Consider the following 24,858-nt stretch of genomic DNA (forward strand, 5'->3'; position numbering starts at 1 on the left):
CCCGTCGAGAGGCAATCAGATCACCGGTACCGGCATGGATCATCGGCTGTTGCTGCTCTTCAATAGTGCTGCAATCGTCGCAATAAGCGACGTACTGTCATACGGCTTGCGAACGACCGGCACCCACGAAAAATCGAGCGGGATCATCTCGCTGTTTCCATAACCCGTGGCAAACAGGAAAGGAATATGACGCTCCGCCAGTTCGCGGGCCACGGCAAGAGAAGTCCCCTCCCCCAGATTGACATCGAGAATCGCAACATCCGGCGTGTAATCCACCAGCCTGCTCAGTGCATCGGCAGCCGAAGAAGAGGTCATCACATCGAACACACCGTGATCGCCGAGCATGCCTTCGACGTCGAGTGCAATCAGCATCTGGTCCTCGACCAGCATGACCTTCAAATCTGCGGCCAGCGCCCCTTTCGCCGGTTCATTGTCAACGGCCTGACCCGCTGCTGTATAGGACGGCTGTTCAGCAAGCGAAATATGCTTTGCCGGGAGCAGGAAGCGGGCCACAACACCTTCACGTGCGTAGGTTACTTCACTGCGGCCATCGAGGTCGTAGGGCACGCTGCGATCGATCAGCGCCGAACCGAAACCGGTGCGAGAGGGCGGGGAGACGAGAGGACCGGCGGTTTCACGCCAGACGATATCGCAGTCGCCATGCAGCGTCAGGGACCAGGAGACATCCAGCCGGCCGCCAGGCCGCGACAAGGCACCATATTTGGCGGCATTGGTAGACAGTTCATGCAGAACAAGCGCCATCACCGAGAAAGCGCGGGAATTGAGCAAGACCGGTGGCCCGCCGACGGTGATCGATACGGCCGGCTGCCGGTAGGGCGTCAGTTCCGCGTTCAGAAGGTCCATCAGAGGCCCGCCGCCATCGCCGCGCACCACCTGATCGTGAGCGAAGGAGAGCGCCTGAATGCGGCCTTTCAGCGATGCAACGTAATCGCTCAGCGTCCGGCCTTCCTGTAGCGGCTGACCGACCAGCGACTTGATGAGGGCGAGAATGTTTTTCACCCGATGGTTCAGCTCTTCATTGAGCATGCGCTGGCGTACATCGGCGCGGCTGCGCTCTTCCGCCATCAGTTCGCTGTGCCGCAGTCCGATTTCGACCAGGGCGGCGCGTGTGACTTCGGCAATTTCCCGGTCAGCCTCCGTCCATGGCTGAGCCTGCCGATGAACCGTCTGCTTCCAGATGGCGAAACTCTGGCGCGGCGTCAGCCGGTCACCCAAAGGTCCAGTCGCATAGGTCTTTTCCGGATTGCCGGCCCAATTCAGGGTCTGAACCAGTTCCTTGCGGAAAAAGAACAGATAGTCTCGCTTTGTCTGCGCCAGAGGGATCGCAAGCACGCCAGCCGCCTGCGCACAAAAATCCTCCGCTTCCGGCATGCTCTGCGACAAGGCATGCGTCGCCCAGACGCGGCCTTCGGCGAGCGTGCCGACGTGGCGAGACAGTGCAGCAATGGCAGTCGCCGGAGGTGCCGAACCCTGTGAGTTCCAAGTATCGTTCATCCAGAGCCCGATCCCGTCACATGGCATCAACGTACTGAAATCCAGCAGGCTTTCCGTCAGCAACTGGCCGATATCGGCGTGATGAGAGGCCAGGCGCAGGAAACGATCGAGCGAGCCGCGGGCGCGCGTGGCGGCGGCAAGCCTGGATTTCTGCCTCAGAGAGGTCAGATGCAGTGAGAAAAATTCGCCGAACATTTCGGCCGCCACCCGTTCCGCCATCGACAGGATGCGCGGCTGGTAGTGATGGCAGGCGATCAACCCCCAAAGTGCGCCATCGACGATGATGGAAATCGACATGGAAGCCGCGACCCCCATGTTGCGCAGATATTCGCAGTGGATCGGCGACACACTGCGCAGATGCGCCAGCGACAGATCCAGCGCTTCGCCCGATGCATCGAAGACCGGCACAATCCCAACCCGTTCGCCGCTGGCATCACCGATGATGCGAATGGTGTTTTTCAGATAAAGGGTGCGGGCCTGCTGGGGAATATCGCTTGCCGGGAAGTACTGACCGAGAAAACTCTCCAGATCGCCACGCTTGGCTTCCGCCATAACCTTGCCCGATCCATCCTGCTCGAAGCGATAGATCATCACGCGATCATATTCCAGCATTCCACGGATCAGCCGGGCCGACTGGCGCACCAGGGTGTCGATGTCGGCAATGTCGCTGATACGGCCGATGAGGCCACGCGCCAGCTGCAAAGGTTGACCCGCCGAGGCCGATTCGAACTCGATGATGACGGTCGAGCGGAAAATGTGGATAGACACATCGAAGACGCCGCCCGGCACACTCATCCCGGGCAACAGCGCCGGACGCACGCCCTCGCCCAACGTTGCCAGAGCGTTGCGCAATGTGTGCGTCGCCTGGGCGCCGATCAGCGTTTCGAGTGGCAGGCCATTGATCTCTCCGGGAACGCCCAGCATGGCGCCGGCATTGCTGGAATGCCGGAGAATCGTTGCCGCACGCGCATCGCACGCGATCAGGCAACCATGCCGCTGAATGCTGCCGGGAGTATGGATCGGCTCACGATCGCAATTGGTCAGGTTGACCGGTTCAGCCACTTTGATGTCATGCGGGTTCATGGGGATGCCTGACGAAATGCCTGTTCGGCAGTCGCAAACGTTGCCCGCGAGGCATTGGCGACCTGCTCCATGTCGATTGCATCCGCATTTTCGAGCATAGCGAGAAAGGCGGGCCAGCGATCGCTGCGACGGGATTGGACGGCCAGATGCCGCGCGCCGAAATCTGCATCAAAACCAAGGCTCTGAGCACGCTTGTAAAGGACACGCGCGCCCAGTGCCGACCCTTCCAGCACGTAAAGCATGCCGAGAAGCGACTCGCGGCTCAACTCCATATCCGGAGCATTGACCGGTGGCTGAGGCGCCACATTCAGGTCTCTCAGATCCTCGGCAATCAAGCCCGAAAACATCTCAACATCCCAATTGTCACCGTGCCCCGGCCAGACTGCCGATGCTAGTTTATCCTCGACCGCCTCCCGGAAAGCCGAAATCCCCCGCAGGTAATGTCTGTAGGTATCGGGACTATCAAAGGAGCCGACCATATTGTCGAGAGAGGCATGGGCTTGCGACGTCGTTTCGCGCAATTGTGTTCGGCGGGACCGATCTGGCATTTATGTTTTCCGGATATGTAACAATGGAATGGATATAGCTATCGATAGCGCTCAAAACGCATGAATAGTCGAAAGGTTCCGGGGCGCCTGCAAATATCTTTCAAAGCCGCATCAGTGGCCGTGATGGGTGCATTGGGCGTGATCAGCGAGCACCTCGATCACCCGGCATTGATCGACACGGCCGTGGCCGCATCCCTCGACCATCATTTCCAGCTCAGCCTTCAGCGCCATCAGGCTGCGAATGCGTTGCTCGACTTCGATCAACCGGGCCTTGGCGATCGCATCAGCGGACGCGCAGGATTGCAGCGGATTATCCTGCAGACTGAGCAGCGCGCGGATCGCCTCCACTTCGAAACCCAGCTCACGAGCATGGCGGATGAAGGTCAGGCGATTGAGATCGGATTGTTCATAGGAGCGCTGATTTCCGTCGCTGCGGCTTGGCTCCCGCAACAGGCCAATGCCCTCGTAATAACGGATGGTGGGAACCTTGACGCCACTTTTTCGCGCAGCCTCGCCAATCGTGATCTTTTTCATGATTTTCCCTCTTGCACCTCTAGTCACTAGAGGATGTAGGAAAGATGCCAGAGTTTGACAAGAACGTTCACAGGAAGCGGACAATGGCAGAGGCAACACAGACACGATACCGGGTGGAGGGCATGGATTGCGCCTCCTGCGCGGCCAAGATCGACACCGCAGTCCGGCGCATGCCGGGCGTTTCGGATGTCTCGGTTTCGGTGACGGCAGGCACCATGACCGTGAAGCATGACGCGGTCAGCGACCTCACAGCCATTGCCAAGAAGGTCTCAGGTCTGGGCTACTCGGTCTCGCAGATCGCCGGCAAAACCACGCCGGTTGCCGAGGCAAAGCAAGCCTGCTGCGGCCACGATCATGGCGATCACAGCCATGCCGGTCACGATCATTCCAAGCATGGCGACCACGACGGCCATGATCATGCGGAACACGATCACAGCGGACACGACCATGCCAGCCATGCGGGGCACGACCATTCGAAGCCCGCAGCCAAGGACACGATGGAAGGCCTGCACGGGCATGACCATGGCCCGTCAACCGGCCCCTGGTGGGCCAGCAAGAAAGGCAAGCTGACGATCTTTTCAGGCGCCGCTTTGGTGAGCGCCTATGCTGTCGGCCATCTGGTGCCGTCGATCGCATCCTATGCTTTTATCGTTGCCATGCTGATCGGCCTCATCCCGATTGCCCGGCGCGCCATCATGGCCGCGATGGCCGGAACGCCATTTTCGATCGAAATGCTGATGACGATTGCGGCGATCGGTGCCGTCATCATCGATGCCGGCGAGGAGGCTGCAGCCGTGGTCTTCCTGTTCCTCGTCGGTGAGCTTCTCGAAGGCGTTGCCGCCGGGAAAGCGCGTCAAAGCATCCAGTCGCTGGCGGCATTGGTGCCGAAGGAGGCATTGCTCGAGGAAAACGGCCAGACACGGTCTGTTCCGGCCGAAAGCCTTGCCGTCGGCGCCACCATTCTGGTGCGCCCCGGCGACCGCATCTCTGCGGATGGTGTGATCCTGTCCGGCGAAAGCGCGATCGACGAGGCACCGGTGACTGGCGAAAGCACGCCGGTGCGCAAGGGCGTCGATGAAAAGGTGTTTGCCGGGACGATCAACGGCGATGCGGCATTGCGCGTTCGTGTCACGGCGACGGCTGCCGACAATACCATCGCCCGCGTCGTCAAGCTGGTCGAAGAGGCGCAGGAATCCAAGGCGCCGACTGAACGCTTCATCGACCGGTTCTCGCGTTACTACACGCCCGGTGTGGTGGTCGTTGCAGCGCTCGTTGCGGTCATCCCGCCGCTGTTCATGGGCGGCGCATGGGGTGAATGGGTCTACAAGGGTCTTGCCATCCTGCTGATCGGTTGCCCTTGCGCCCTGGTGATCTCGACGCCCGCCGCCATCGCCGCCTCGCTTTCCGCCGGTGCCCGCCGCGGCCTGCTGCTCAAGGGCGGCGCCGTGTTGGAGACCCTGGGGACGATCAATGCCGTGGCGCTGGACAAGACCGGCACGCTCACGGAAGGCAAACCGAAGGTCACGGACATCCTCGCCTTCGGCCATTCGGAACCGGACGTGCTGACCTTTGCCGCGGCTCTTGAGACCGGCTCCAGCCATCCTCTGGCCAAGGCAATCCTCGACCGGGCCGCGGCCGACAAGGTTGCCATTCCGGCGGTGTCCGATGCCAAGGCACTGGGCGGCAAGGGGGTGACGGCAACGGTCAACGGCAAGGCCGTCTTCCTCGGCTCGCCACAGGCAGCCGGCGACCGCATTGCGCTGTCGGCTGAGCAGACGGCACAGATCACTGCACTCAACGACGAGGGCAAGACCGTCTCGGTGCTGATCATCGGCGAGACGCTGGCCGGTGCGATCGCCATGCGCGACGAGCCACGCGCAGACGCCAAATCCGGGCTCAAGGCTCTGACGGATGCGGGCGTAAAAATCGTCATGCTAACCGGTGACAACAAGCGCACGGCCACCGCAATCGGCAAGCAGCTCGGCATCGAGGTGCGCGCTGAACTGATGCCGGAAGACAAGCAGCGGATCGTTGGCGAACTCAAGCAGCAGGGGTTTGTCGTCGCGAAGGTCGGGGACGGGATCAACGATGCACCGGCGCTGGCGGCGGCAGATATCGGCATCGCCATGGGCGGCGGCACCGACGTGGCGCTCGAAACCGCCGATGCCGCGGTGCTGCACGGCAGAGTCGGGGACGTTGCGCAGATGATCGACCTGTCGAAACGCACGATGGGCAATATCCGCCAGAACATCACCATTGCGCTTGGCCTGAAAGCCGTGTTCCTGGTGACCACCATCGCCGGTATTACCGGGCTCTGGCCGGCGATCCTGGCCGATACCGGCGCCACCGTGCTGGTGACAATCAACGCGCTCAGGCTGCTCGCGCCGGTACGCAGCGCTTGATAGTCAAAGACCGGCGGCAGCGATGCCGCCGGTTTCTCAATCCCGCTTCGAAACCATCTCCTTCAGCCGCTCGATATCACCAGACGCCAGCCCTTGAGGATCGGTGACAGCCACCCAGGCATCGATGTAGTGCTCCGGAGCATAGACATGCCCGTAGCCCATCGGCGATGTGGTCGCCATCGCCATATCGAGCGCCAGTTGCAGCATGGTGACGATCGGATACCAGGCAAGATAGGGCGAGACATCGGGGCCACGCGGCTGCTTCATCCAGTCCGGTTCCCGGTAGAAGGAATGCGGATCGAAGAAAGTCACCGGATCGCTCGCATATTGCAGATAGACGATCCGCATCGGCCCCCATTTGGCGCCCGGAATATCCAGCGCATTCTTCTGGGCCGTGAAGCGGATGACGGAACTGTCGCGGAAGCGTGGCAGCCAAGCCGGAGACCCCGGCTCGCGGCCTGCGGTCACCGATTTCCAGCCGGCGGTTTCGAAGGGTGGACCGCTCCACAGCGCGCCCTGAAAGGGATCGCCGATCACATCGAAGAGATCGGCCGAACGCTCGGAATTCATGGCACCGAGGCTGAGGCCATGCAGATAGAGTTTGGGTCGCTTGTCCTTCGGAAGTGTCGTCCAGTAGCCATAGACCGCCTTGAACAGCGCCTCGCCTGCCTCGGCGCCATAGCTTGGCTCGACCAGCAGTGACAGCCAGCTGGTCAGGTAGGAATATTGCAGAGCGACACTCGCCACATCGCCGCGCTGCAGATATTCGACCGTATCCATGGCTGCCGGATCGACCCAGCCGGTGCCGGTCGGCACGACGACGATCAGCGTCGCGCGCTCGAAGGCGCCGGTCCGCTTGAGCTCGGCAAGCGCCAGCGCCGCCCTTTCCTTGGCGGTTTTCGCTGCATTCAGGCCGACATAGACACGGATCGGCTCCAATGCCGGTTGGTGCAGGAAGGCGCTGATCTTATCAGCCGTCGGACCGGAGGCGACGAATTCGCGGCCACGAAAACCCAGATCATGCCACGGAACGAGCGACGCGGCACTGCCGGTTTTCAAGGGATTCGCTGGCGGCGCCAGATCACTGTCGATCAGGGCATCCAGTTCGCGAAACGAGGAGTCGGCAAGCCGCAAACCGGCTTTAAGCAGCAAGCCATCGGCGATCGACCAGAACAGGGCGGCGGCCAGAAGGATGCCGAACAGCCGGGCGATGGGCTTGGGGGTCACATGCTCGAACCTACGCGAGAGAAAGGCGAACGTCATCCGGAACAGGCGAGCGAGTGCAATCAGGACGATGAAAACGAAAAGGGCGATCAGCGCGAGTTTGACCGGTTCGGCAGTCTCCACTGGATCGAGCCCCATCAGGCTGCGCACGGAGTTTTGCCAGCGGGCAGCCTGCCAGAGAAATGCGATCGCTATTCCGGCGCACCCGGCAATTGCCAAAACCTTGGCAACACGATCGATCTTTGGCGGCAAGGCAGGAAGCTCCAGATAGAGCCAGAGCCAACGTCCAAACACGCCGAGGCCATATCCGGCCGCCAGCGAACAACCGGACAGCACGCCCTGCAGCACATACGGCCGAGGAATGAGGCTCGGCGTCAGCGACACCGCAAAGAAGAGGATGCCAATCAGCAAACCCGGTAGCGACAGTGATGCCCATACACGCAACAGATAGTTTTGCATCTCACCCCTCTGGCTGGATCAGCCGCAGTCAACGCGTGCGGGCTTATCCCTGCTGCATTTCCCGCCAGAAATCATAGATATCGGCCTCTCCCTCAGGCCGCACCGGAAGATAGGAAAACGTCATCTGCTGATCCGCAAACGGTTTGCGCAGATCGGCATAGAGCGGTGCCGAAGTCAGGCCGTAGGGTGCACCGTCTTCATTCGAATAGGCGTAGAAAATGTCGGTGATGCCGGCCAGCCGCATGGCGGCAAGGCACATCGGGCATGGATGGCCGCTGGCATAGACGGAAGCCCCCTTGAGAGTGGCCGAGCCGCGCTTCATGGCCGCCGCACGCACCGCCACCAGCTCGGCATGGGCCGTCGGATCGTGCGTTTCCATCACGCCGTTGACACCGGTCGCCAACACCTCTCCATCGAGGACCAGCACGGCACCAAACGGCCGTCCACCCTTGCGAACATTATCGCGGGCAAGCGCGATGGCCTGGGTCATGAAGCGATCTGCGTCCGGCATGGTTTCCTCCTTCAGCCTTTGCACCAATGGAAACGATCAGGCGCACGGCGTCAACCGCTGGCAGATGGAACGCTGATCAGGTGGAGGCCAGTGCTACGGCAGGCTGCAGGCGCGAGGCGTTGTAGGCCGGCAGGTAGCCGAAGATCAGCCCAGTGAGGAAGGCGCTGCCGAAGGCGAGAATGACCGGGCCGGGAGCGAAGCTGACGGCAATGCCGAAAGCCTGAGCCACAGCACCGATGCTCAGCCCCAACCCAACGCCAATCAGACCACCGAGCGCCGAAACCACCAGCGCTTCGACAATGAACTGGGTGAGGATGTCGCGGCCCCTCGCCCCCGTCGCCATGCGGATGCCGATTTCGCGGGTACGCTCTGTGACGGAGACCAGCATGATGTTCATGACGCCGATGCCGCCGACGAGCAGTGAGATGGCAGCGATGGAGCCGAGGAAAACCTTGAGAATGTTAGACGTTTCTGTGAACGTCTCGCGGATTGCGGCCATGTTGATGATCTGCGTGTCCTGGCGCTTGTGGCGTTCGTCCAGCAGCGCCTGGATCTGGTCCTGCGTGACATTGATGGCGCTGCCGTCCTTCACCTGCACGGTGATGGAGCGGACATTCCTTGCCCCGAACAGGCGCAGGTTGCCGGTCGATAGCGGCACCAGAACCGTATCGTCCTGGTCGTTGCCACCAGCACTGGCCCCCTTCTTCGACATCACGCCAATCACCTGGAAGGGGATGTTCTTGATGAGAATGTACTGCCCGATCGGATCGGCGCCATCGGGAAACAACGCATCGGCGACAGTCCGGCCCAACACCGCGACGGTGGCATAGGCGTCCATGTCCGTCTTTTCGAGGAATGCTCCATCCTCGACGGTCCAGGATTTGGCCTTTGGGAATTGCGGCACCGTGCCGTTGACCGTCGTCTGGGTATCGAGATTGCCGGCCCTGACCGTCAAGGTGCTCGACATTTCCGGCACCGCGAAGCTGATATTGGGCAGTTCCAGAATGGCATCGGCATCCGACGGGATCAGCGAGACGATGCTGCCCCCTTCCCCGCCACGGAAATTCGACATGTTGGGCCGCACGACCAGGAGATCAGACCCCATGGCGGCGATGCGGCTCAGAACCGAGTCCTGCGCGCCCGTGCCGATCGCCAGCATCGCGACAACGGAACTGACGCCGATGACGATACCCAGCAGAGTGAGGATGGTGCGAAACAGATTGGCCCTGAGCGCCCTAAACGACATGCGCACGGCTTCTGCCACATCAGTGACGATGGCGGCTTTTCCGGCCTTTCGGGCCGTAAGCTGTGGCTTGGCGCGACCGATGCGGCGGACATTGCCGGGAATACGGTCTGCGACGATCAGGCCGTCGCTGATCTCGATGACGCGATCGGCGGATTCGGCGAGTTCGGGCGCGTGCGTAATGATGATGACGGTGTGACCGTCCTCGTTCATCTGCCGCAGCGTCGCCATCACTTCCTTGCCACTCTGGCTGTCGAGCGCGCCAGTCGGCTCGTCTGCGAGAATGATCTGTCCGCCGTTCATCAGCGCACGGGCAATCGACACCCGCTGCTGCTGGCCGCCGGACAGCTGATTGGGCAGATGATCGAGCCGGTCTCCGAGACGCAGCGAACGTAGCAGCATGCTGGCCCGTTCCTCCCGCTCCCGCGACGGCATGCCGGCATAGATGGCGGGGATTTCGACATTTTCCTGCGCGGTTGCGGTCGGCACCAGATTATAGCTCTGGAAGACGAAACCGAACAGCTGGCGACGCCTCGCCGCCAGCTCGTCGGCGTTCAAATCCGAAACATCCTCGCCTTCGAGCAGATATTCGCCACCGGTCGGCGTATCGAGACAGCCGAGAATGTTCATCAGCGTCGACTTGCCCGAACCGGACGCGCCGACGATAGCGACGAATTCGCCCGGCTGGATATCGAGTGAGACGCCGCGCAGCACCTCGACGGCCACGTCGCCATTGACGAAGGTCTTGCGGATGTCCTTGAGCGAAATAAGCGGAGCCATCGGGTGTGCTCTTAGAACATTGGCGGCATGCCACGCCGCGAATTGCCACGGCCCGACGATGCAGACCTGTCACCGGAACCCGCGCCGACGACGATCATATCGCCTTCACCAAGGCCCTGCTTGATTTCAACGCGCACGCGATTGCGGATTCCGGTCTCCACCTTGCGGGTTTCATGGGCGCCGGAAGCCGTGACGACAGTGACTTCCCCGGACGTGCGGTCCTTGCCGAAATGGACGGCGGCGGCCGGTACAGTCAGCACATCCTTCGCCGATGACTCGACGAAAAAGACCTGTGCCGTCATGTTCATCATCAGCGTGCCATCCGGATTGGGCACGTCGAACAGGGCGTAATAGAGCACGACATTGTTTTCGGTGGCAGGCGTTGGCTTGATCTGGCGCAGAGTGCCCGGATAACGCTGGCCGGGCTGTCCAAGCAGGGTGAAATAGGCGTTCATCCCCACTTTGAGCTTGCCGACATCGGCTTCGGACACCTCAGCTTCGACCGTCATGGTCGAGAGATCACCAATGGTGACGATGGTCGGCGCGGTCTGGTTGGAATTGAGCGTCTGACCTTCCTTGGCCGACGTATTGATGATCGTTCCGGTCAAAGGCGCATAGATTTTGGTATAGCCCAGGCTGATGCGGGCATCCTTGAGCGTTGCCTGCTGCTTGCGGACCTGGGCTTTCAGCGCATCGACATTGGCCTCGGCTGTCGCCAGGGCCGCGACCGCCTCATCGAGCGCCGACTGGGCGGCGCTGTTGCCTGCAACGAGGGCGCGCTGGCGCGTCAGCGTGGCGCTGGCCAGCACCACCTGTGCCGATTTGTCGATCATCTGGGCCTCAAGATTGGCAAGCTCGGCCTCCGCAATCTCGATCTGCGTTTCGATGGAGGCGCTATCGATCTCGGCGATCAACTGGCCTTCCTTGACACTGTCGCCAATCTCGACCTTGAGGCTCTTCAGCTGACCGGAAACCTGGGCACCGACATCAACATCCTTGATGGGACTCAAGAGACCGGATGCGGTGACGCTGTTTTCGATATCGCCGCGCACAGGCACTTCGGTCACGACGGCGTCTGCCGCTTCCTGCTTGCCGTAGACCGACCAGCCATACCAGCCTGCAGCGCCGAGAAGGAGGACGGGAAGGACCAGCCAGCGTTTGCGTGTGCGCCGGCGCTTGCTGCGGGCCGGCATCGGCTGGGCAGCGGCGGCCTCCTGTTCTTCAAGCGCAGGGGCAATTTTCCGGGTGGCATCCGCCATTCACATCTCTTTCGAATTCAATCGGGCGTTGGGTCGTCACTTTTCGCGACTGCTAGATTGAAACTACGCCATAATGAAGTCCAACGACATGAAATCTCTGTAATCTTTCCCGTTTTTCGTTTCGCAATGTTTCCGCAGCACCGGCAGCGCGACGGAATTTTCGCACGAAAAACCGGCGGGGTGAACCGCCGGTTTTGTCAAAGACGATATATCTGCAGGACGGCCGGCTCAGTCGCAGACCCGGATGCGCTTGACGATCAGGTTGCCGTAATAATCGTACTTGCGGACCTTCTTGATCCAGCAATTGGGTTCATAATAGGTCTTCTTGTAGGAGTGGCGTCTCTGGGGCTGGCTGTAACCGTCACCATAATAACCATCATTGTAGCTGCCCCCATAGTAACCGCCCGCCTGCGATGGTGCCGCGAAGGACACGGCTGAGACCGTGGCAACGATGGAAGCGATGATCAGGTTACGCATGGTGGTCTTTCCTCCGGGCTGGATGAGCCAGCCTCATCCTTGAGAGAGACAATCCCACAATGAAAACAACGCGACAGTTCCCGATGGAACAGGGTTGGCGCGCCAATGGGTTAGCCCCCGCGCTCACGAACGCATAAACTTTGTAGAGCTGCAAATAGACCCTTGGCGGCGCTAGAAAAGCTTCCAGGCGATCGCAATGAGCGCGGCCGCAATCACCCAGAGCGCCACGCGGCCTGACCGGCTGTGGCGCGCCTCGGAACGACCGATGGCTTCGGCGGTCTCTGCGTCGAAACGCAGCCCGTTTTCGGCCATGGATGTCAGATCGCGCGAAAACTTTTCCGTCTTGGCGGCGATCTCAGGCGCTGCTTCGGCAAGGCGTAAAGCCGCGTGCAACCCCTCCTTGACGTCTCCTAGAATACGCTTGGGGCCGAGATTGTCGCGGATCCAGGCGCCGACCACCGGCTCGGACGCTTTCCACATATTGAAGCGCGGATTGAGCGTACGGGCGACACCCTCAACGACAACCATGGTCTTTTGCAGCATCACCAGCTCGGGCCGCGTCTCCATGTCGAACAGATGGGTGACTTCGAACAACAGTGTCAGCAGCTTGGCCATGGAAATGGTTTCGGCCGGCTGGCCGTGGATCGGCTCGCCGATAGCGCGGATCGCCTGCGCAAAACTGGCGACATCGTGGTGAGACGGCACGTAACCCGCCTCGAAATGCACGTCGGCGACGCGGCGGTAATCGCGAGTGATGAAGCCATAGAGAATTTCGGCGAGGAAGCGGCGCTCCTTCTTGCCGAGTCGGCCGACAATACCAAAATCGACAGCGACGATCATGCCCTGCGGATCGACGAACAGGTTGCCCTGGTGCATGTCGGCATGGAAGAAGCCATCGCGCAGCGTGTGGCGCAGGAAGGACTGGATCAGCGTATCGGCGAGCGCATCAAGATCGTGGCCGGCTTGGCGCAGCCCTTCGACATCAGACATCTTGGTGCCGTCGATCCACTCCATCGTCACGACGTCGCGGCCGGTGCGTTCCCAATCGACCTTCGGTACCCGGAAGCCCGGATCATCGGCGGCGTTTTCACCGAGTTCCGACAGAGCCGCTGCTTCAAGCCGCAAATCCATCTCGATCTTGGTGGTCTGCTCCAGCGTCTTCGTCACCTCGACTGGCCGCAGCCGGCGGGTATGCGGCAGGAAGCGCTCCTGCAGGCCGGCAACGAGAAACATCGCTTCTAGGTCATGGGCAAACCGTTGGCGCACGCCAGGGCGGATGACCTTGACCGCGACCTTCCGTTCGACGCCATCCTTCAGCACTGTGGCCGGATGAACCTGCGCAATCGAGGCGGCGGCGATCGGATCGCCAAATTGGGTATAGAGTTCGGCAACCGGGCGGCCGAGTGAGGCCTCAATGGCGGCACGCGCTTCCTCCACCGGAAACGTCGCCATGCGATCCTGCAGGAAGGACAGGTCTTCAGCAAATTCGGCACCGACGACATCAGGACGGGTGGCAAGGAACTGGCCGATCTTCACATAGGATGGACCAAGGCGTTCGATCGCCCGGGCCAGCCGGTCGCTGCGATCCTCCTGTCTGGCGCGACGCCGTGCGAAGAGGCCTGCGAAGGACTGTGCGGCCTTTGGCAAGGCCGGCATGTCTTCCGACGGAAGCGCCGACACGACGCCTTCGCGCACCAGAACCCAGCCGATCCGGACAAGGCGAAGATAAGCTCCAGGCGCGCTCATAACGGCTTGCCGCCGCGCCGGGGCAGCCCCTCAGAGCGCTTCACGAGAATGGATATCATGCGTCAGATCTTCCAGCCGGAATGCAGCGCGGCAATGCCGGCGGTGTAATTGGTGTAGGTGACACGCGAAAAGCCGGCCTTGGTGATCATGGCGGCGAAATCACTCTGGTTGGGAAACTTGCGGATCGATTCCACCAGATACTGATAGGGCTCGGCCTCGCCGGTGATCATCTGACCGAATTTCGGGATGGCGTTAAACGACCAGGCGTCATAGACCTTGTCGAGCAACGGCATTTCCACTTCGGAAAACTCCAGAACCAGCAGGCGGCCGCCACGCTTCAGGACACGGTGGGCTTCGGTCAGCGCCACATCGATGCGCGGCACGTTGCGGATGCCGAAGGCGATCGTATACGCGTCGAAGGAATTGGCTTCGAACGGCAGTTCCTCGGCATTGGCCTCGACGAAGGTGAGATTGGGCGACAGGCCCTTCTTTTCAGCACGTTCAGCACCAACGGCCAGCATCGAGCCATTGATATCGAGGACAGTCGCATGCGCCTTGCGGTCCGAGGCTTCCACGATCCGGAAGGCGATGTCGCCGGTGCCACCGGCAACGTCGAGAACCTTGTAATTTTCGGAGCGGCTGGGATTGAGCGAAGCGATCATCGCGTCCTTCCAGGCCCTGTGCAGGCCCATGGACATGACGTCGTTCATGATATCATAGCGCTTGGCAACCTTGTGGAAGACGTCGTTGACGAGCGCCTGTTTCTCGCCCTGGCCAACCTGGCGAAACCCGTAGGAGGTTTCCATGCCGCCATCGGCAGAGGTGCGCTCACCAGTCATCAAGGTTTACTCCATTCAATCGCTGTTGTGCCGACCATAGCGAATTCGCTTCATCCACGCTATCTCTGCGGCAGATTGCGGCCTGCGGCATTCGCGCCCGTGGAGCCTGCTATAGGATATGTGCGCTGCGAATGGAATTGCCAAATGATCCCGGTCTATTGGCAGATGATGAGGAAACGTGAATGCCGGAACTTCCCGAGGTGGAAACAGTCAGGCGGGGCCTGACGCCCGCAATGGAAGGTGCGCTTCTGGTCAGGGCCGAACTGCGCCGGCCGGATCTGCGCTTTCCTTTCCCTGCCGATTTTGCAACGCTCGTCTCAGGAAGGCGCATCCTGTCGCTCGGACGGCGGGCGAAATACCTTCTGATTGATCTTGAAGACGGCAACGTGATCATCGCCCATCTCGGCATGTCCGGCTCCTTCAGGGTGGAAGACGGTGCAGCGCCTGAGACACCCGGCGATTTCCATCATCCGCGCGGCAAAAGCGAAAAACACGATCATGTCGTATTTCATCTGGAAGGCACCAACGGCCCTGCCCGCGTCATCTATAACGACCCGCGCCGCTTCGGCTTCATGGACCTGGCCCGGCGCGACGTTTTAAGCAGCCACGCGTTCTTCCGCGAACTTGGCGAAGAGCCGACCGGCAACGTGCTCGATGCCGCCTATCTGGCCGCCCGCTTTGCCGGCAAGGCTCAGCCGCTGAAATCGGCGCTGCTCGACCAGAAGAACATTGCCGGCCTTGGCAATATCTACGTCTGCGAGGCCTTGTGGCGCTCGGGCCTATCACCGCTACGGGCCGCCGGCACGCTGGTGGACGCCAAGGGCAAGCCAAAGGCAACGCTTGTGTTGCTGACCGAGGCGATCCGGGCGGTCATTGCCGATGCCATTGCCGCTGGCGGGTCGTCACTGCGCGACCATATCCAGACGGATGGGACGCTCGGCTATTTCCAGCATTCGTTCTCGGTCTACGATCGCGAAGGCGCGCCTTGCCGGACGCCAGGATGCGGCGGGACGGTCGCGCGCGTCGTTCAGGCGGGACGGTCGACCTTCTATTGCCCGAAATGCCAGAAATAGTGCGGCTGGCGAAGGCCACGCCTCCGCGGCGTTTTCGAAAATATCGCGTTGACGGGAGGCCTGTTTAAGGCTATATGCCGCCCACAGTTTGGAAAGCCGCTCCAAGGTTTTCCGATATTGCTCCCTACTTGCTTGGACGACAGGTCGCAGTGACCCGGCACGGCGGTAGAGAGTTTTTGTCAGATTTCGAAGAGAGACACCAAATGGCCAATACAACTTCGGCGAAAAAAGCGACCCGCAAGATCGCCCGCCGCACGGAAGTCAACAAGTCCCGCCGTTCGCGCGTTCGCGGCTTCATCCGCAAGGTCGAAGAAGCCATCGCTTCCGGCGACCAGGTTCTCGCTCAGGCTGCCCTGAAGGCAGCCCAGCCGGAACTGATGCGCGCCGCCACCAAGGGCGTGCTGCATGCCAACACGGCATCGCGCAAAGTTTCGCGTCTTGCGAACCGCGTAAAGTCGCTTTCGGCTTAAGCCGGCTTATTAAAATATCGTCAATGCATTAGCCCGGTCCATGACCGGGCTTTTCAGATTCAAACTTCCGGCACACTGATGGTTAATCCTTGTGCAACTTATTATGTCACCGCAATGACAGAAATTTTTAAATAAAATCAGATGCTTGCGGGAGGACATTCAGACTCACCCGCCTCTCGCGGGGGCATCTCGGGGCTCTAAACGAGTCAAGAAATTTTTTATTTTTTTTGTTTTTCGCCAGCTAAGTTCCAGTCCGAAATTCAAAGCCCTTGATTCAAAAGCGATTCTCTTCCGCCGGGCTATCGTCCATGCAGGACACGCTATGAGAGTCAACGCCCGGTCCTTCCCAAGTGTTAAAAATCGCGATTGATCTTGTCACACGATCCTGCCTAAATGCCTCCACAGAAGGCGCAGGACATACCTGTGGACAAGATGAGAAGGCAGCCTTTCAACAGGCGGCGCAATTTCACTTAAGCCTTTTGTAACGGGGTGGTTCCACAACGTTCCATCAATCAGCATAGAGCGTTTTCAGCTGGGCATCTGCTTGCTCAGAACGACATTCTGCGACTTCCGGTTGCAGGCGGTTGAGAGTACCCGATACGCCGTACGATACGCATCGCAGCTTTTGCTGCGCGGTGAGGAGACGGCGGCCGATATGCGGATGAGGACGCATTATCAGCAAACTGGCCTGTCCTTCTTTTAACGAGGGTCGGGAAGGCTGGTCAGACATTGGCGGACCCGGAAAGGACACGAGGCCTGACCGGACGCTTGGAATACACTGTGCAAGCGGGACATCCGTTTGGTTCTGCCAAATGGATTTTGCACGAAACCGGACCACGAGAGGAGGATGAGGATTCCTCTCATGGTACGGGGAGCGTTTGAATTGGGCGGCATGCCTTTGAAAAAGGGCCGCACGAGACAGACATAAAGGCTGACGCCGGCAGCAATGGCGGCGTCGCGGAATGATATTGGAAGGCGGCAATATGCTTGGTAATTCGGTAACGGCGGCGATCGTATTTGAGAACGGGGAGAATTCACGCCAGATTTCGGTAAAACAATCCGACGGAACGACGGGGGAAAAGGGCGACATGATGCAGAGCGCACTTTTCGAACGGGTGAGTGCGCGTTTGAAGGCCCAGGTCGGCCCTGATGTTTTTGCCAGCTGGTTCGGCCGGTTGAAGTTGCAATCCGTTTCCAAGAGTGTCGTGCGGCTGTCCGTTCCAACGACCTTCCTGAAGTCCTGGATCAACAACCGTTATCTTGACCTGATCACCACCATTTTTCAGCAGGAAGACGCTGAAATCCTGAAGGTAGAGATCGTGGTGCGCAGCGCAACACGCAGCACCCGGCCCGGCCTCCACGAGGATGCCCCCCAGGCAAGCCAGAGCGATGCGGTAGCACCCGCCTCTTCGCGCCGTTCTGCACCGCAGACGCTCGGCCAGCATGCGGCCGCTACGGTCGGCAATCTGCAGAAGCCGCAGCCCGTCGCAGGTCCCCTGTTCGGCTCGCCGCTGGACTCACGCTACACATTCGAAAGCTTCGTCGAGGGTTCCTCGAACCGCGTCGCTCTTGCCGCCGCCAAGACGATCGCCGAAGCCGGCGCCGGTGCCGTGCGCTTCAACCCGCTGTTCATTCATTCGACGGTCGGCCTCGGCAAGACCCATCTTCTGCAGGCAATCGCCACCGCTGCGATCCAGAGCGCCCGCGCTCCGCGCGTCGTCTACTTGACAGCCGAATATTTCATGTGGCGTTTCGCAACAGCCATTCGCGACAATGATGCGCTGTCGCTCAAGGAAACCCTGCGCAACATCGATCTCCTGGTCATCGACGACATGCAGTTCCTGCAGGGCAAGTCGATCCAGCATGAATTCTGCCATCTTCTCAACATGCTGCTCGATAGCGCCAAGCAGGTCGTCGTTGCTGCCGACCGTGCGCCGTGGGAGCTGGAATCGCTCGATCCGCGCGTCCGCTCGCGCCTACAGGGCGGTGTTGCGATCGAGATGGAAGGCCCGGACTATGAGATGCGTCTCGAAATCCTCAAGCGCCGCCTCGAAGTCGCCCGCCTGGACGACCCGTCGCTCGACATTCCTGCCAATATTCTCGGCCATGTCGCCCGCAATATCACCGCCAGCGGCCGTGAACTGGAAGGCGCGTTCAACCAACTGCTCTTCCGGCTTTCTTTTGAGCCACATCTGTCGATCGAACGTGTCGATGAATTGCTCGGCCATCTCGTCAATGCCGGCGAGCCGCGCCGCGTGCGCATCGAGGACATCCAGCGCGTTGTTGCCAAGCACTACAACGTGTCGCGCCAGGAACTGGTGTCCAACCGCCGCACCCGCGTCATCGTCAAGCCGCGCCAGATCGCCATGTATCTGGCAAAGACGCTGACCCCCCGCTCCTTTCCGGAAATCGGCCGCCGTTTTGGCGGGCGCGATCACACCACGGTCTTGCATGCAGTCCGTAAGATCGAGGACCTGATCACCGGCGATACCAAGCTGTCGCATGAGATCGAGCTGTTGAAGCGGCTGATCAACGAATAGGACCGAGATCCTTCGGCTTTGTTGGAGGCATGCCCCTGTTCGCATGGACAGGGGCATGTTTTTTCAAGAGGACCGGCTATTTCTTCCCATTGGCGATCAGATGATACAGCGCCCGGATGGCTTGTGCCTCGCCACCCAGCGGCGAATGCGGACGCTCGGCCGGTGTCCAGCCGAAGATGTCGAAATGCGCCCAGCTCTTGGCATTGGTCACAAAGCGCTTGAGAAAAAGAGCCGCGGTAATCGAACCGGCCATACCACCCGATGGGGCGTTGGTAAGGTCGGCGATACGAGCCGAGATATCCTTCTCATAGCCCTTGTAGAGCGGCATGCGCCACATGGGATCATCAACCGTCAGACTCGATTCCGTCAGGTCGTGGGCCAGATCCTCGTCGTCGGTGTAGAACGGCGGCAGATCGGGACCAAGCGCGACGCGGGCAGCACCCGTCAGCGTCGCCATGTCGATCAGCAGGTCGGTGTCTTCTTCGTCTGCGTAGGCCAGCGCATCCGCAAGGATCAACCGGCCCTCTGCATCGGTGTTGTCGATCTGCACCGTCAGGCCCTTGCGGCTGCGGTAGATATCGCCCGGGCGGAACGCATTGGCGGAGATCGAATTCTCGACCACGGGCACAAGCACGCGCAGATCGACCTTCAGCTTGGCATCCATGATCATCAGGGCAAGGCCCATGACATTGGCAGCGCCGCCCATGTCCTTCTTCATCAAAAGCATGGAAGCCGCCGGCTTGATATCGAGACCGCCGGTATCGAAGCAAACGCCCTTGCCGACCAGCGTCACCTTGCGGTGACCTTTCTTACCCCAGCGCATTTCAAGCAGCCGCGGCGCCTCGGCGCTGGCGCGGCCAACCGTGTGGATCAGCGGAAAATTCTGCTTCAGCAGATCGTCGCCTGAAACGACGGAGACCTGGGCCTTGTAGGATTCTCCCAGCGCCCGGAACGCTTCTTCCAGCGCATTTGGCCCCATGTCGTTGGTCGGCATGTTGATCAGATCACGGGCAAGGAAGACGCCTGCGAGCTGCCGCTTGATATCGGCGGCATCGGCATCGGCCGGAATCATCAGGGTCGGTGCTTCCTTACTCGCAGCCTTGTACCGGTCGAAGCTGTACGAGCCTAAACCGTAGCCCAGCGCTAACCGGTTTGCCGTCAATGGCGCGGTCTCGATATGCCATTTTCCAGCCGGTAATGTCCGCGCCAGCTTACCGGTCAGAAACGGCGCTTCCGAAGGATTAGCGCCCAAGCCGAACAATGCACCCCCAAGATGGCCGTCTTCGGAAGGGATCAAGAGCACAGCGCCGGACTCTGCCTTGAAACCAGCCTTGCGGGCCCAGTCGAGCGCGATGGGATCGATGGCGCCGATATCGATATGGGCCGGTGTTACCGCGAAGATCGGCAGGGTTTTGCCGCCGCTGGTATTGAACGGCGACGGACGGTCGATGAATTGATAGGGGGCCATGGAAATCCTTCGGAAGAAGCGGTGCAGAATCACTCGATTAACGCTCTGTTAGGGTTAACAGATTATTGCTGGAGTGAAGATTGCGCCGATATGTTGGGTTTTTTGTCCGGTGCTTGAGAAAATGCTGAGGGGCATTGGCAATGAATTCACACGGACGGACGTCTTTTTCGAGCAGCCGCTTCCTGCGAGGAACTGCGATGGTGATCCTTTCCGTGACGCTGGCCAGTTGCGGCACACAGAAGAAGGAGCTGACGACAGGCTCCATCCCCTCCGCCAATTTCTCCAAACCTGTCCAGTCGATGAACGCCACCGAGCTTTCAGCGGCAGCCGAAAGCATCGGCAAGGCCTATGAGCGGAATCCCAAAGATCGCGCCGCCGGCCTGAACTATGCCAACATGCTGCGCATGACCGGCCGCAACGACCAGGCGCTGGCCGTAATGCAGCAAGTGGCGATCAACTTCCCCACCGACCGCGAGGTCCTTGCCGCCTATGGAAAGTCGCAGGCCGCCGCGGGTCAGCTTGAGCAGGCTCTGAACACGGTTACACGCGCCCAAACCCCCGACCGGCCGGATTGGAAGCTGAAATCAGCCGAAGGCGCGATCCTCGACCAGCTTGGCCGCGCCGGCGAAGCGCGCCAGCGTTACCGGGAGGCGCTCGACATTCAACCGAACGAGCCGACGGTTCTGTCCAATCTCGGCATGTCCTATCTGCTGAACAAGGATTTGAAGACCGCCGAGACCTATCTGAAGTCAGCCGTCAGCCAGCCCGGCGCAGACAGCAGCGTGCGCCAGAATCTGGCGCTCGCCATCGGTCTACAGGGACGCTTCCCAGAAGCCGAACAGATCGCCCGTCAGGAGCTTTCGCCGGACCAGGCCGAGGCCAATGTCAAATATCTGCGTTCGATCATGTCGCAGCAAAACGCCTGGCAGAAACTGGCCAAGGACGACAAGGGCACGAACTGAGCCCTTGCTGTTTTCGAGCAGCCCCCCGGGCGCGCCGTCATAAACAAGCAATAGAATATAGCCCTCAGGCGGCGATACGTTCCCCGCGCCGAAGGTTGATGGGCTGCGGGCCAGCCGCGCCCTCCGCTCCCATTCGACAGGACAGAGAACGGCCGCACGTAAAATGCGGATTGCGCACTTCCATCTTTTGCCGTGCTTTGATGCTTGCCAAAGAGCCGGATCAGAACTTGTCGGAAACCTGGATACCAGCAGGGCCGAGAATGACGGCGATCAGCACGGGCAGAAAGAACAGGATCATCGGCACGGTGAGTTTCGGCGGTAGGGCCGCAGCCTTCTTTTCCGCCTCGTTCATGCGCTGGTCACGGCTTTCCTGGGCAAGCACACGCAGGGCCTGGGCGATCGGAGTACCGTAACGGTCAGCCTGTATCAGGGCCTGCACGACTGATTTCACGTCGTCGATCCCTGTCCGGAGACCGAGATTTTCCAGCGCGACACGCCGTTCCGGCAAGAACGAAAGCTCCGCAGTGGTCAGGACCAGTTCTTCTGCCAAAGGCGCTGACTGGTCGGCAATTTCATCGGCCACGCGCCGCATGGCGAGTTCCAGCGAAACACCCGATTCCACACAAATCAACGTCAGGTCCAGCGCATTCGGCCATGCCCTGCGGATCGAGTGCTGGCGCTTGTTTACGGCATTGGAAATGAAGATGTTCGGCGCATAAAAACCGAGATACCCACTGCAGATGACTGCCAGAAGCCGAATGGTGAATGGCTTTTCGGCAAGGTAGCCCAAAAAGAAAATATAGAAGGCACCCACGGCAAGGAACAGGAAGGGAAGGCAAAAGCGAGCCACGAGAAACATGTTCAGCGCGTTCTGCGACCGGTATCCGGCCGACTTCAACCGATTGACCGTATTCTCATCGACAAGCGCCTTGCGCAGATTGAGCTTCTCGACGAGTTGGCGGACTGACGTGTTGTTCTGTGATCGCAGCAATGCCTTGCCGGCGCCAATCTCTGCATTCAAGCGCACGCGCTCTCGTGCCCGGATCGCATCCCGCTCGGTCGCGACAGACTTCATCCGCTTTTCCAGATTCCCTCGATCCAGAAATGGAACTGCGAGCGAATAGAACGTCGCCAGTACCGCCACCGCCACCAGGAAGGCGACAATAATGTTCGGATTTGTCAGGGTACTGATCATGTCCTCGCTCATGCCGGACCCTTTCCTAGATGTCGAAACTGATCATGTTGCGCATGACCCAGATGCCAATGGACATCCACACCCCTGAACAGGCCATGATGAGATGCCCGCGCGGATCCGTGAACAGAATCATCATGTAATCCGGTGATGTGAGGTAAACCAGCAGCATAACAATGAACGGCAGCGCTCCGATAATACAGGCCGAAGCCTTGGCTTCCATCGACAGTGCCTGAACCTTGGCCCTCATCTTCTTGCGTTCACGCAACACCTTCGAAAGATTGCCGAGCGCCTCGGAAAGATTGCCGCCGGCCTGTGCCTGAATGGCGATGACAATGGCGAAGAAATTGACCTCCGGCAGCGGAATGGTGTTGATCATCCGTGCACAGGCTTCCGGAACACTCAGGCCGACCTGTTGTGCCTCGATGATGCGCTTGAACTCGGTCTTGACCGGCTCCCTGCCATCGTTGGCGATCAGGCGGATGGCATCGTTCAACGGCAGGCCCGATTTGATCGAGCGGACCATGATGTCGAGGGCATTCGGAAACTCAGTCAGGAATGCCTTGGCGCGCCGCTTGACCATGAAATTGATAAACCAGCGAGGAAAACCGGCGCTTGCGACGAGAAAAATCCCGGTGATGACCAGCAGCTTCATCCCGGCAATCAGCGCCAGGAAACTGGCCATGACGCCAAAAACAACACTGGCGATGTAGAACTGCGAGATGGAGATCTTGAAGCCGGCCTGAATAAGCCTCACCTTCATGCTCGGCTTTGCCTTGGCCGATTTTTCCTGCTGCTTTTTCTCAAGGTCCTTCAGAGAATCCTGAACGGATTTCCGCCGTTTGGACATTTCATTCACGCGGTCGCGTGCGGCCTTGATCTGAACCCTGTCGGTTTCGGCGGATGTGACCTTGCGGACGCGGCTTTCGGCTTTCTTTTCAGTCTCTATGCGCGTGAACAGAATTCCATAGGCTAGTCCGGCCGTCGAAAGCGCGACGAGACCAACGATCGCCAGAATGGTGATGTCTATTCCGAACATGAAGACCCTCAGTCCTTTTCCATCGCGTCGAGCGTCGCGGCCAGCCGTTTGTCCTCGTTAAAATAGCGGGCTCTATCCCAAAAATGCGGGCGGCCAATCCCTGTCGACTTGTGCCGGCCAATGATCTTGCCATTGGCGTCTTCGCCTTCCAGTTCGTATCGCATCAGGTCCTGCGTGATGATCACGTCACCTTCCATGCCGATCACTTCGGTAATGTGGGTGATGCGGCGGGAGCCATCACGCAGACGTGTGGCCTGAATAATGACATCGATGGAGCCGGCGATGATTTCACGTACGGTCTTTGCCGGAAGCGTGAAGCCGCCCATGGCGATCATCGATTCCATACGGCTCAGGCATTCGCGCGGCGTGTTGGCGTGGATGGTACCCATCGATCCGTCGTGACCGGTATTCATCGCCTGCAACAGGTCGAAGACTTCCGGTCCGCGGACTTCGCCGACGATGATGCGTTCGGGCCGCATACGCAGGCAGTTCTTGATCAGATCGCGCATGGTGATCTCGCCCTCGCCTTCGATGTTCGGCGGGCGGGTTTCAAGACGAACCACGTGCGGCTGCTGCAGCTGCAGTTCGGCCGTATCCTCGCAGGTGATAACGCGTTCTTCGAGATCGATATACCCGGTCAGGCAATTCAGAAGCGTTGTCTTGCCGGAGCCGGTACCCCCGGAGATAACGATGTTGCAACGAACGCGGCCGATGATCTGGAGAAGAACGGCACCTTCCGGCGTGATGGCACCGAACTTGACCAACTGGTCGAGCTTCAGCTTGTCCTTCTTGAACTTGCGAATGGTGAGCGCCGTGCCGTCGATCGCAAGCGGCGGGGCGATGACGTTGACACGGGAACCGTCGGGCAAACGGGCATCGCAGATCGGCGAGGATTCATCGACGCGACGGCCAACCTGGGAGACGATACGCTGGCAGATCGACAAGAGCTGGGCATTATCGCGAAACCGCACCTCGGATTCGATCGTCTTGCCGTTCACTTCGATAAAGGTCTGGCCTGCGCCGTTGACCATGATATCGGCGATATCGTCGCGTGCCAGAAGCGGCTCCAGTGGACCGTAGCCGAGAACGTCATTGCAGATATCCTCAAGCAGTTCCTCCTGCTCTGAGATCGACATCGCGAAGTTCTTGATCGTGATGATATCGTTGACGATATCGCGAATTTCTTCACGTGCGCTCTCGTTGTCGAGCTTGGCGAGCTGCGAGAGGTCAATCGTATCGATCAGCGCCGAGAATACCTGGGACTTGGTATCGTAGTAATCCTCTGTGCGGGCGGCTTTCTTGCGGGCCGGCGGAGGAGCCGGCACCGCCCGACTGACAGGGATCGTTTCGCGAACGGGTTCGGCAAGCACCGGCGCGCTCGGACGCTCGGCAACCGCCACGGACGTGGCCGGTTGCATGGTGGAGCCTATGGATCCACCCTTTCCGAAGCCGTCGTTTCCTCGTTTACCAAACATGTGCTCAATCCGGTTTCCG

The 24,858-nt window shown here is 60.0% G+C and carries 19 protein-coding genes; 5 read left to right on the forward strand and 14 right to left on the reverse strand.

Translation table 11 applies throughout. The annotated features are described in order from the left end of the window. Positions 1-39: 39 nt before the first annotated feature. The 3 genes from ACSQ3J_RS07265 to ACSQ3J_RS07275 form a co-directional block, all read right to left on the reverse strand. The gene (locus ACSQ3J_RS07265) at positions 40-2,598 is read right to left on the reverse strand and encodes an HWE histidine kinase domain-containing protein (protein WP_436038916.1); all 2,559 of its coding nucleotides are present in this window, start codon (positions 2,596-2,598) and stop codon (positions 40-42) included. After that, positions 2,595-3,146 (reverse strand): biliverdin-producing heme oxygenase, encoded by a 552-nt coding sequence (locus tag ACSQ3J_RS07270; protein WP_436038917.1) that lies wholly within the window; start codon positions 3,144-3,146, stop codon positions 2,595-2,597. The genes ACSQ3J_RS07265 and ACSQ3J_RS07270 overlap by 4 nt, the downstream gene beginning before the upstream one ends. Before the next feature lie 111 nt (positions 3,147-3,257). Continuing rightward, positions 3,258-3,680: a MerR family transcriptional regulator gene (locus ACSQ3J_RS07275; RefSeq protein WP_060501001.1), complete on the reverse strand. Its 423-nt coding sequence runs from the start codon at positions 3,678-3,680 to the stop codon at positions 3,258-3,260. Between the two features lie 83 nt (positions 3,681-3,763). Between ACSQ3J_RS07275 and ACSQ3J_RS07280 the strand changes: the two genes are divergently transcribed. Continuing rightward, positions 3,764-6,082, forward strand: a complete 2,319-nt coding sequence (locus ACSQ3J_RS07280; protein ID WP_060501002.1) for a heavy metal translocating P-type ATPase — start codon at positions 3,764-3,766, stop codon at positions 6,080-6,082. 36 nt (positions 6,083-6,118) lie between these two features. Here the strand turns inward: ACSQ3J_RS07280 and ACSQ3J_RS07285 are convergent, their stop codons facing one another. From ACSQ3J_RS07285 to ubiE, 7 genes are all read right to left on the reverse strand, one after another. Continuing rightward, positions 6,119-7,765, reverse strand: a complete 1,647-nt coding sequence (locus tag ACSQ3J_RS07285) for an alpha/beta hydrolase (protein WP_060501004.1) — start codon at positions 7,763-7,765, stop codon at positions 6,119-6,121. Between the two features lie 43 nt (positions 7,766-7,808). Beyond that, complete coding sequence (locus tag ACSQ3J_RS07290) at positions 7,809-8,276, reverse strand: nucleoside deaminase (RefSeq protein ID WP_060501007.1); 468 nt, start codon at positions 8,274-8,276, stop codon at positions 7,809-7,811. 76 nt (positions 8,277-8,352) lie between these two features. After that, on the reverse strand, positions 8,353-10,299 hold the full coding sequence (locus ACSQ3J_RS07295; RefSeq protein ID WP_060501009.1) for a MacB family efflux pump subunit: 1,947 nt from the start codon (positions 10,297-10,299) through the stop codon (positions 8,353-8,355). A gap of 11 nt (positions 10,300-10,310) precedes the next feature. Further along, the gene (locus tag ACSQ3J_RS07300) at positions 10,311-11,492 is read right to left on the reverse strand and encodes an efflux RND transporter periplasmic adaptor subunit (protein WP_244481816.1); all 1,182 of its coding nucleotides are present in this window, start codon (positions 11,490-11,492) and stop codon (positions 10,311-10,313) included. 294 nt (positions 11,493-11,786) lie between these two features. After that, positions 11,787-12,035 (reverse strand): hypothetical protein, encoded by a 249-nt coding sequence (locus tag ACSQ3J_RS07305; protein ID WP_436038918.1) that lies wholly within the window; start codon positions 12,033-12,035, stop codon positions 11,787-11,789. Positions 12,036-12,206: 171 nt separating this feature from the next. Continuing rightward, positions 12,207-13,781 carry a 2-polyprenylphenol 6-hydroxylase gene (ubiB, locus tag ACSQ3J_RS07310; RefSeq protein ID WP_060501015.1) on the reverse strand — a complete coding sequence of 525 codons (1,575 nt, stop codon included), beginning with the start codon at positions 13,779-13,781 and terminating at the stop codon, positions 12,207-12,209. 62 nt (positions 13,782-13,843) lie between these two features. Further along, positions 13,844-14,620, reverse strand: coding sequence for a bifunctional demethylmenaquinone methyltransferase/2-methoxy-6-polyprenyl-1,4-benzoquinol methylase UbiE (gene ubiE, locus ACSQ3J_RS07315; protein WP_060501017.1), 777 nt, complete (start codon positions 14,618-14,620; stop codon positions 13,844-13,846). 182 nt (positions 14,621-14,802) lie between these two features. Here ubiE and mutM point away from each other — a divergent pair, with 182 nt between their 5' ends. From mutM to dnaA, 3 genes are all read left to right on the forward strand, one after another. Continuing rightward, positions 14,803-15,693: a bifunctional DNA-formamidopyrimidine glycosylase/DNA-(apurinic or apyrimidinic site) lyase gene (gene mutM, locus ACSQ3J_RS07320; RefSeq protein WP_060501019.1), complete on the forward strand. Its 891-nt coding sequence runs from the start codon at positions 14,803-14,805 to the stop codon at positions 15,691-15,693. A 203-nt stretch (positions 15,694-15,896) separates the two neighbouring features. After that, entirely contained in the window at positions 15,897-16,163 is a 267-nt protein-coding gene (rpsT, locus tag ACSQ3J_RS07325) for a 30S ribosomal protein S20 (protein ID WP_037104210.1), read from the forward strand. Positions 16,164-17,251: 1,088 nt separating this feature from the next. Continuing rightward, positions 17,252-18,703 (forward strand): chromosomal replication initiator protein DnaA, encoded by a 1,452-nt coding sequence (dnaA, locus tag ACSQ3J_RS07330; RefSeq protein WP_060501429.1) that lies wholly within the window; start codon positions 17,252-17,254, stop codon positions 18,701-18,703. A 76-nt stretch (positions 18,704-18,779) separates the two neighbouring features. On the opposite strand, the gene ACSQ3J_RS07335 is transcribed toward dnaA, so the two are convergent. After that, positions 18,780-20,171 (reverse strand): leucyl aminopeptidase family protein, encoded by a 1,392-nt coding sequence (locus ACSQ3J_RS07335; protein ID WP_060501021.1) that lies wholly within the window; start codon positions 20,169-20,171, stop codon positions 18,780-18,782. A gap of 140 nt (positions 20,172-20,311) precedes the next feature. Between ACSQ3J_RS07335 and ACSQ3J_RS07340 the strand changes: the two genes are divergently transcribed. Then, positions 20,312-21,133: a tetratricopeptide repeat protein gene (locus ACSQ3J_RS07340; RefSeq protein ID WP_060501023.1), complete on the forward strand. Its 822-nt coding sequence runs from the start codon at positions 20,312-20,314 to the stop codon at positions 21,131-21,133. A 220-nt stretch (positions 21,134-21,353) separates the two neighbouring features. Here ACSQ3J_RS07340 and ACSQ3J_RS07345 read toward each other — a convergent pair whose 3' ends face one another. From ACSQ3J_RS07345 to ACSQ3J_RS07355, 3 genes are read right to left on the reverse strand one after another with little or no spacing between them, the layout of a single operon-like run. After that, positions 21,354-22,340: a type II secretion system F family protein gene (locus tag ACSQ3J_RS07345; protein ID WP_060501025.1), complete on the reverse strand. Its 987-nt coding sequence runs from the start codon at positions 22,338-22,340 to the stop codon at positions 21,354-21,356. 13 nt (positions 22,341-22,353) lie between these two features. After that, positions 22,354-23,364 carry a type II secretion system F family protein gene (locus tag ACSQ3J_RS07350; protein WP_060501027.1) on the reverse strand — a complete coding sequence of 337 codons (1,011 nt, stop codon included), beginning with the start codon at positions 23,362-23,364 and terminating at the stop codon, positions 22,354-22,356. Between the two features lie 8 nt (positions 23,365-23,372). Further along, on the reverse strand, positions 23,373-24,839 hold the full coding sequence (locus ACSQ3J_RS07355) for a CpaF family protein (protein ID WP_060501029.1): 1,467 nt from the start codon (positions 24,837-24,839) through the stop codon (positions 23,373-23,375). Between the last annotated feature and the right edge of the window lie 19 nt (positions 24,840-24,858).

It is taken from the genome of Rhizobium sp. LjRoot98, from assembly GCF_964252935.1.
Classification (GTDB): Bacteria; Pseudomonadota; Alphaproteobacteria; order Rhizobiales; family Rhizobiaceae; genus Pararhizobium.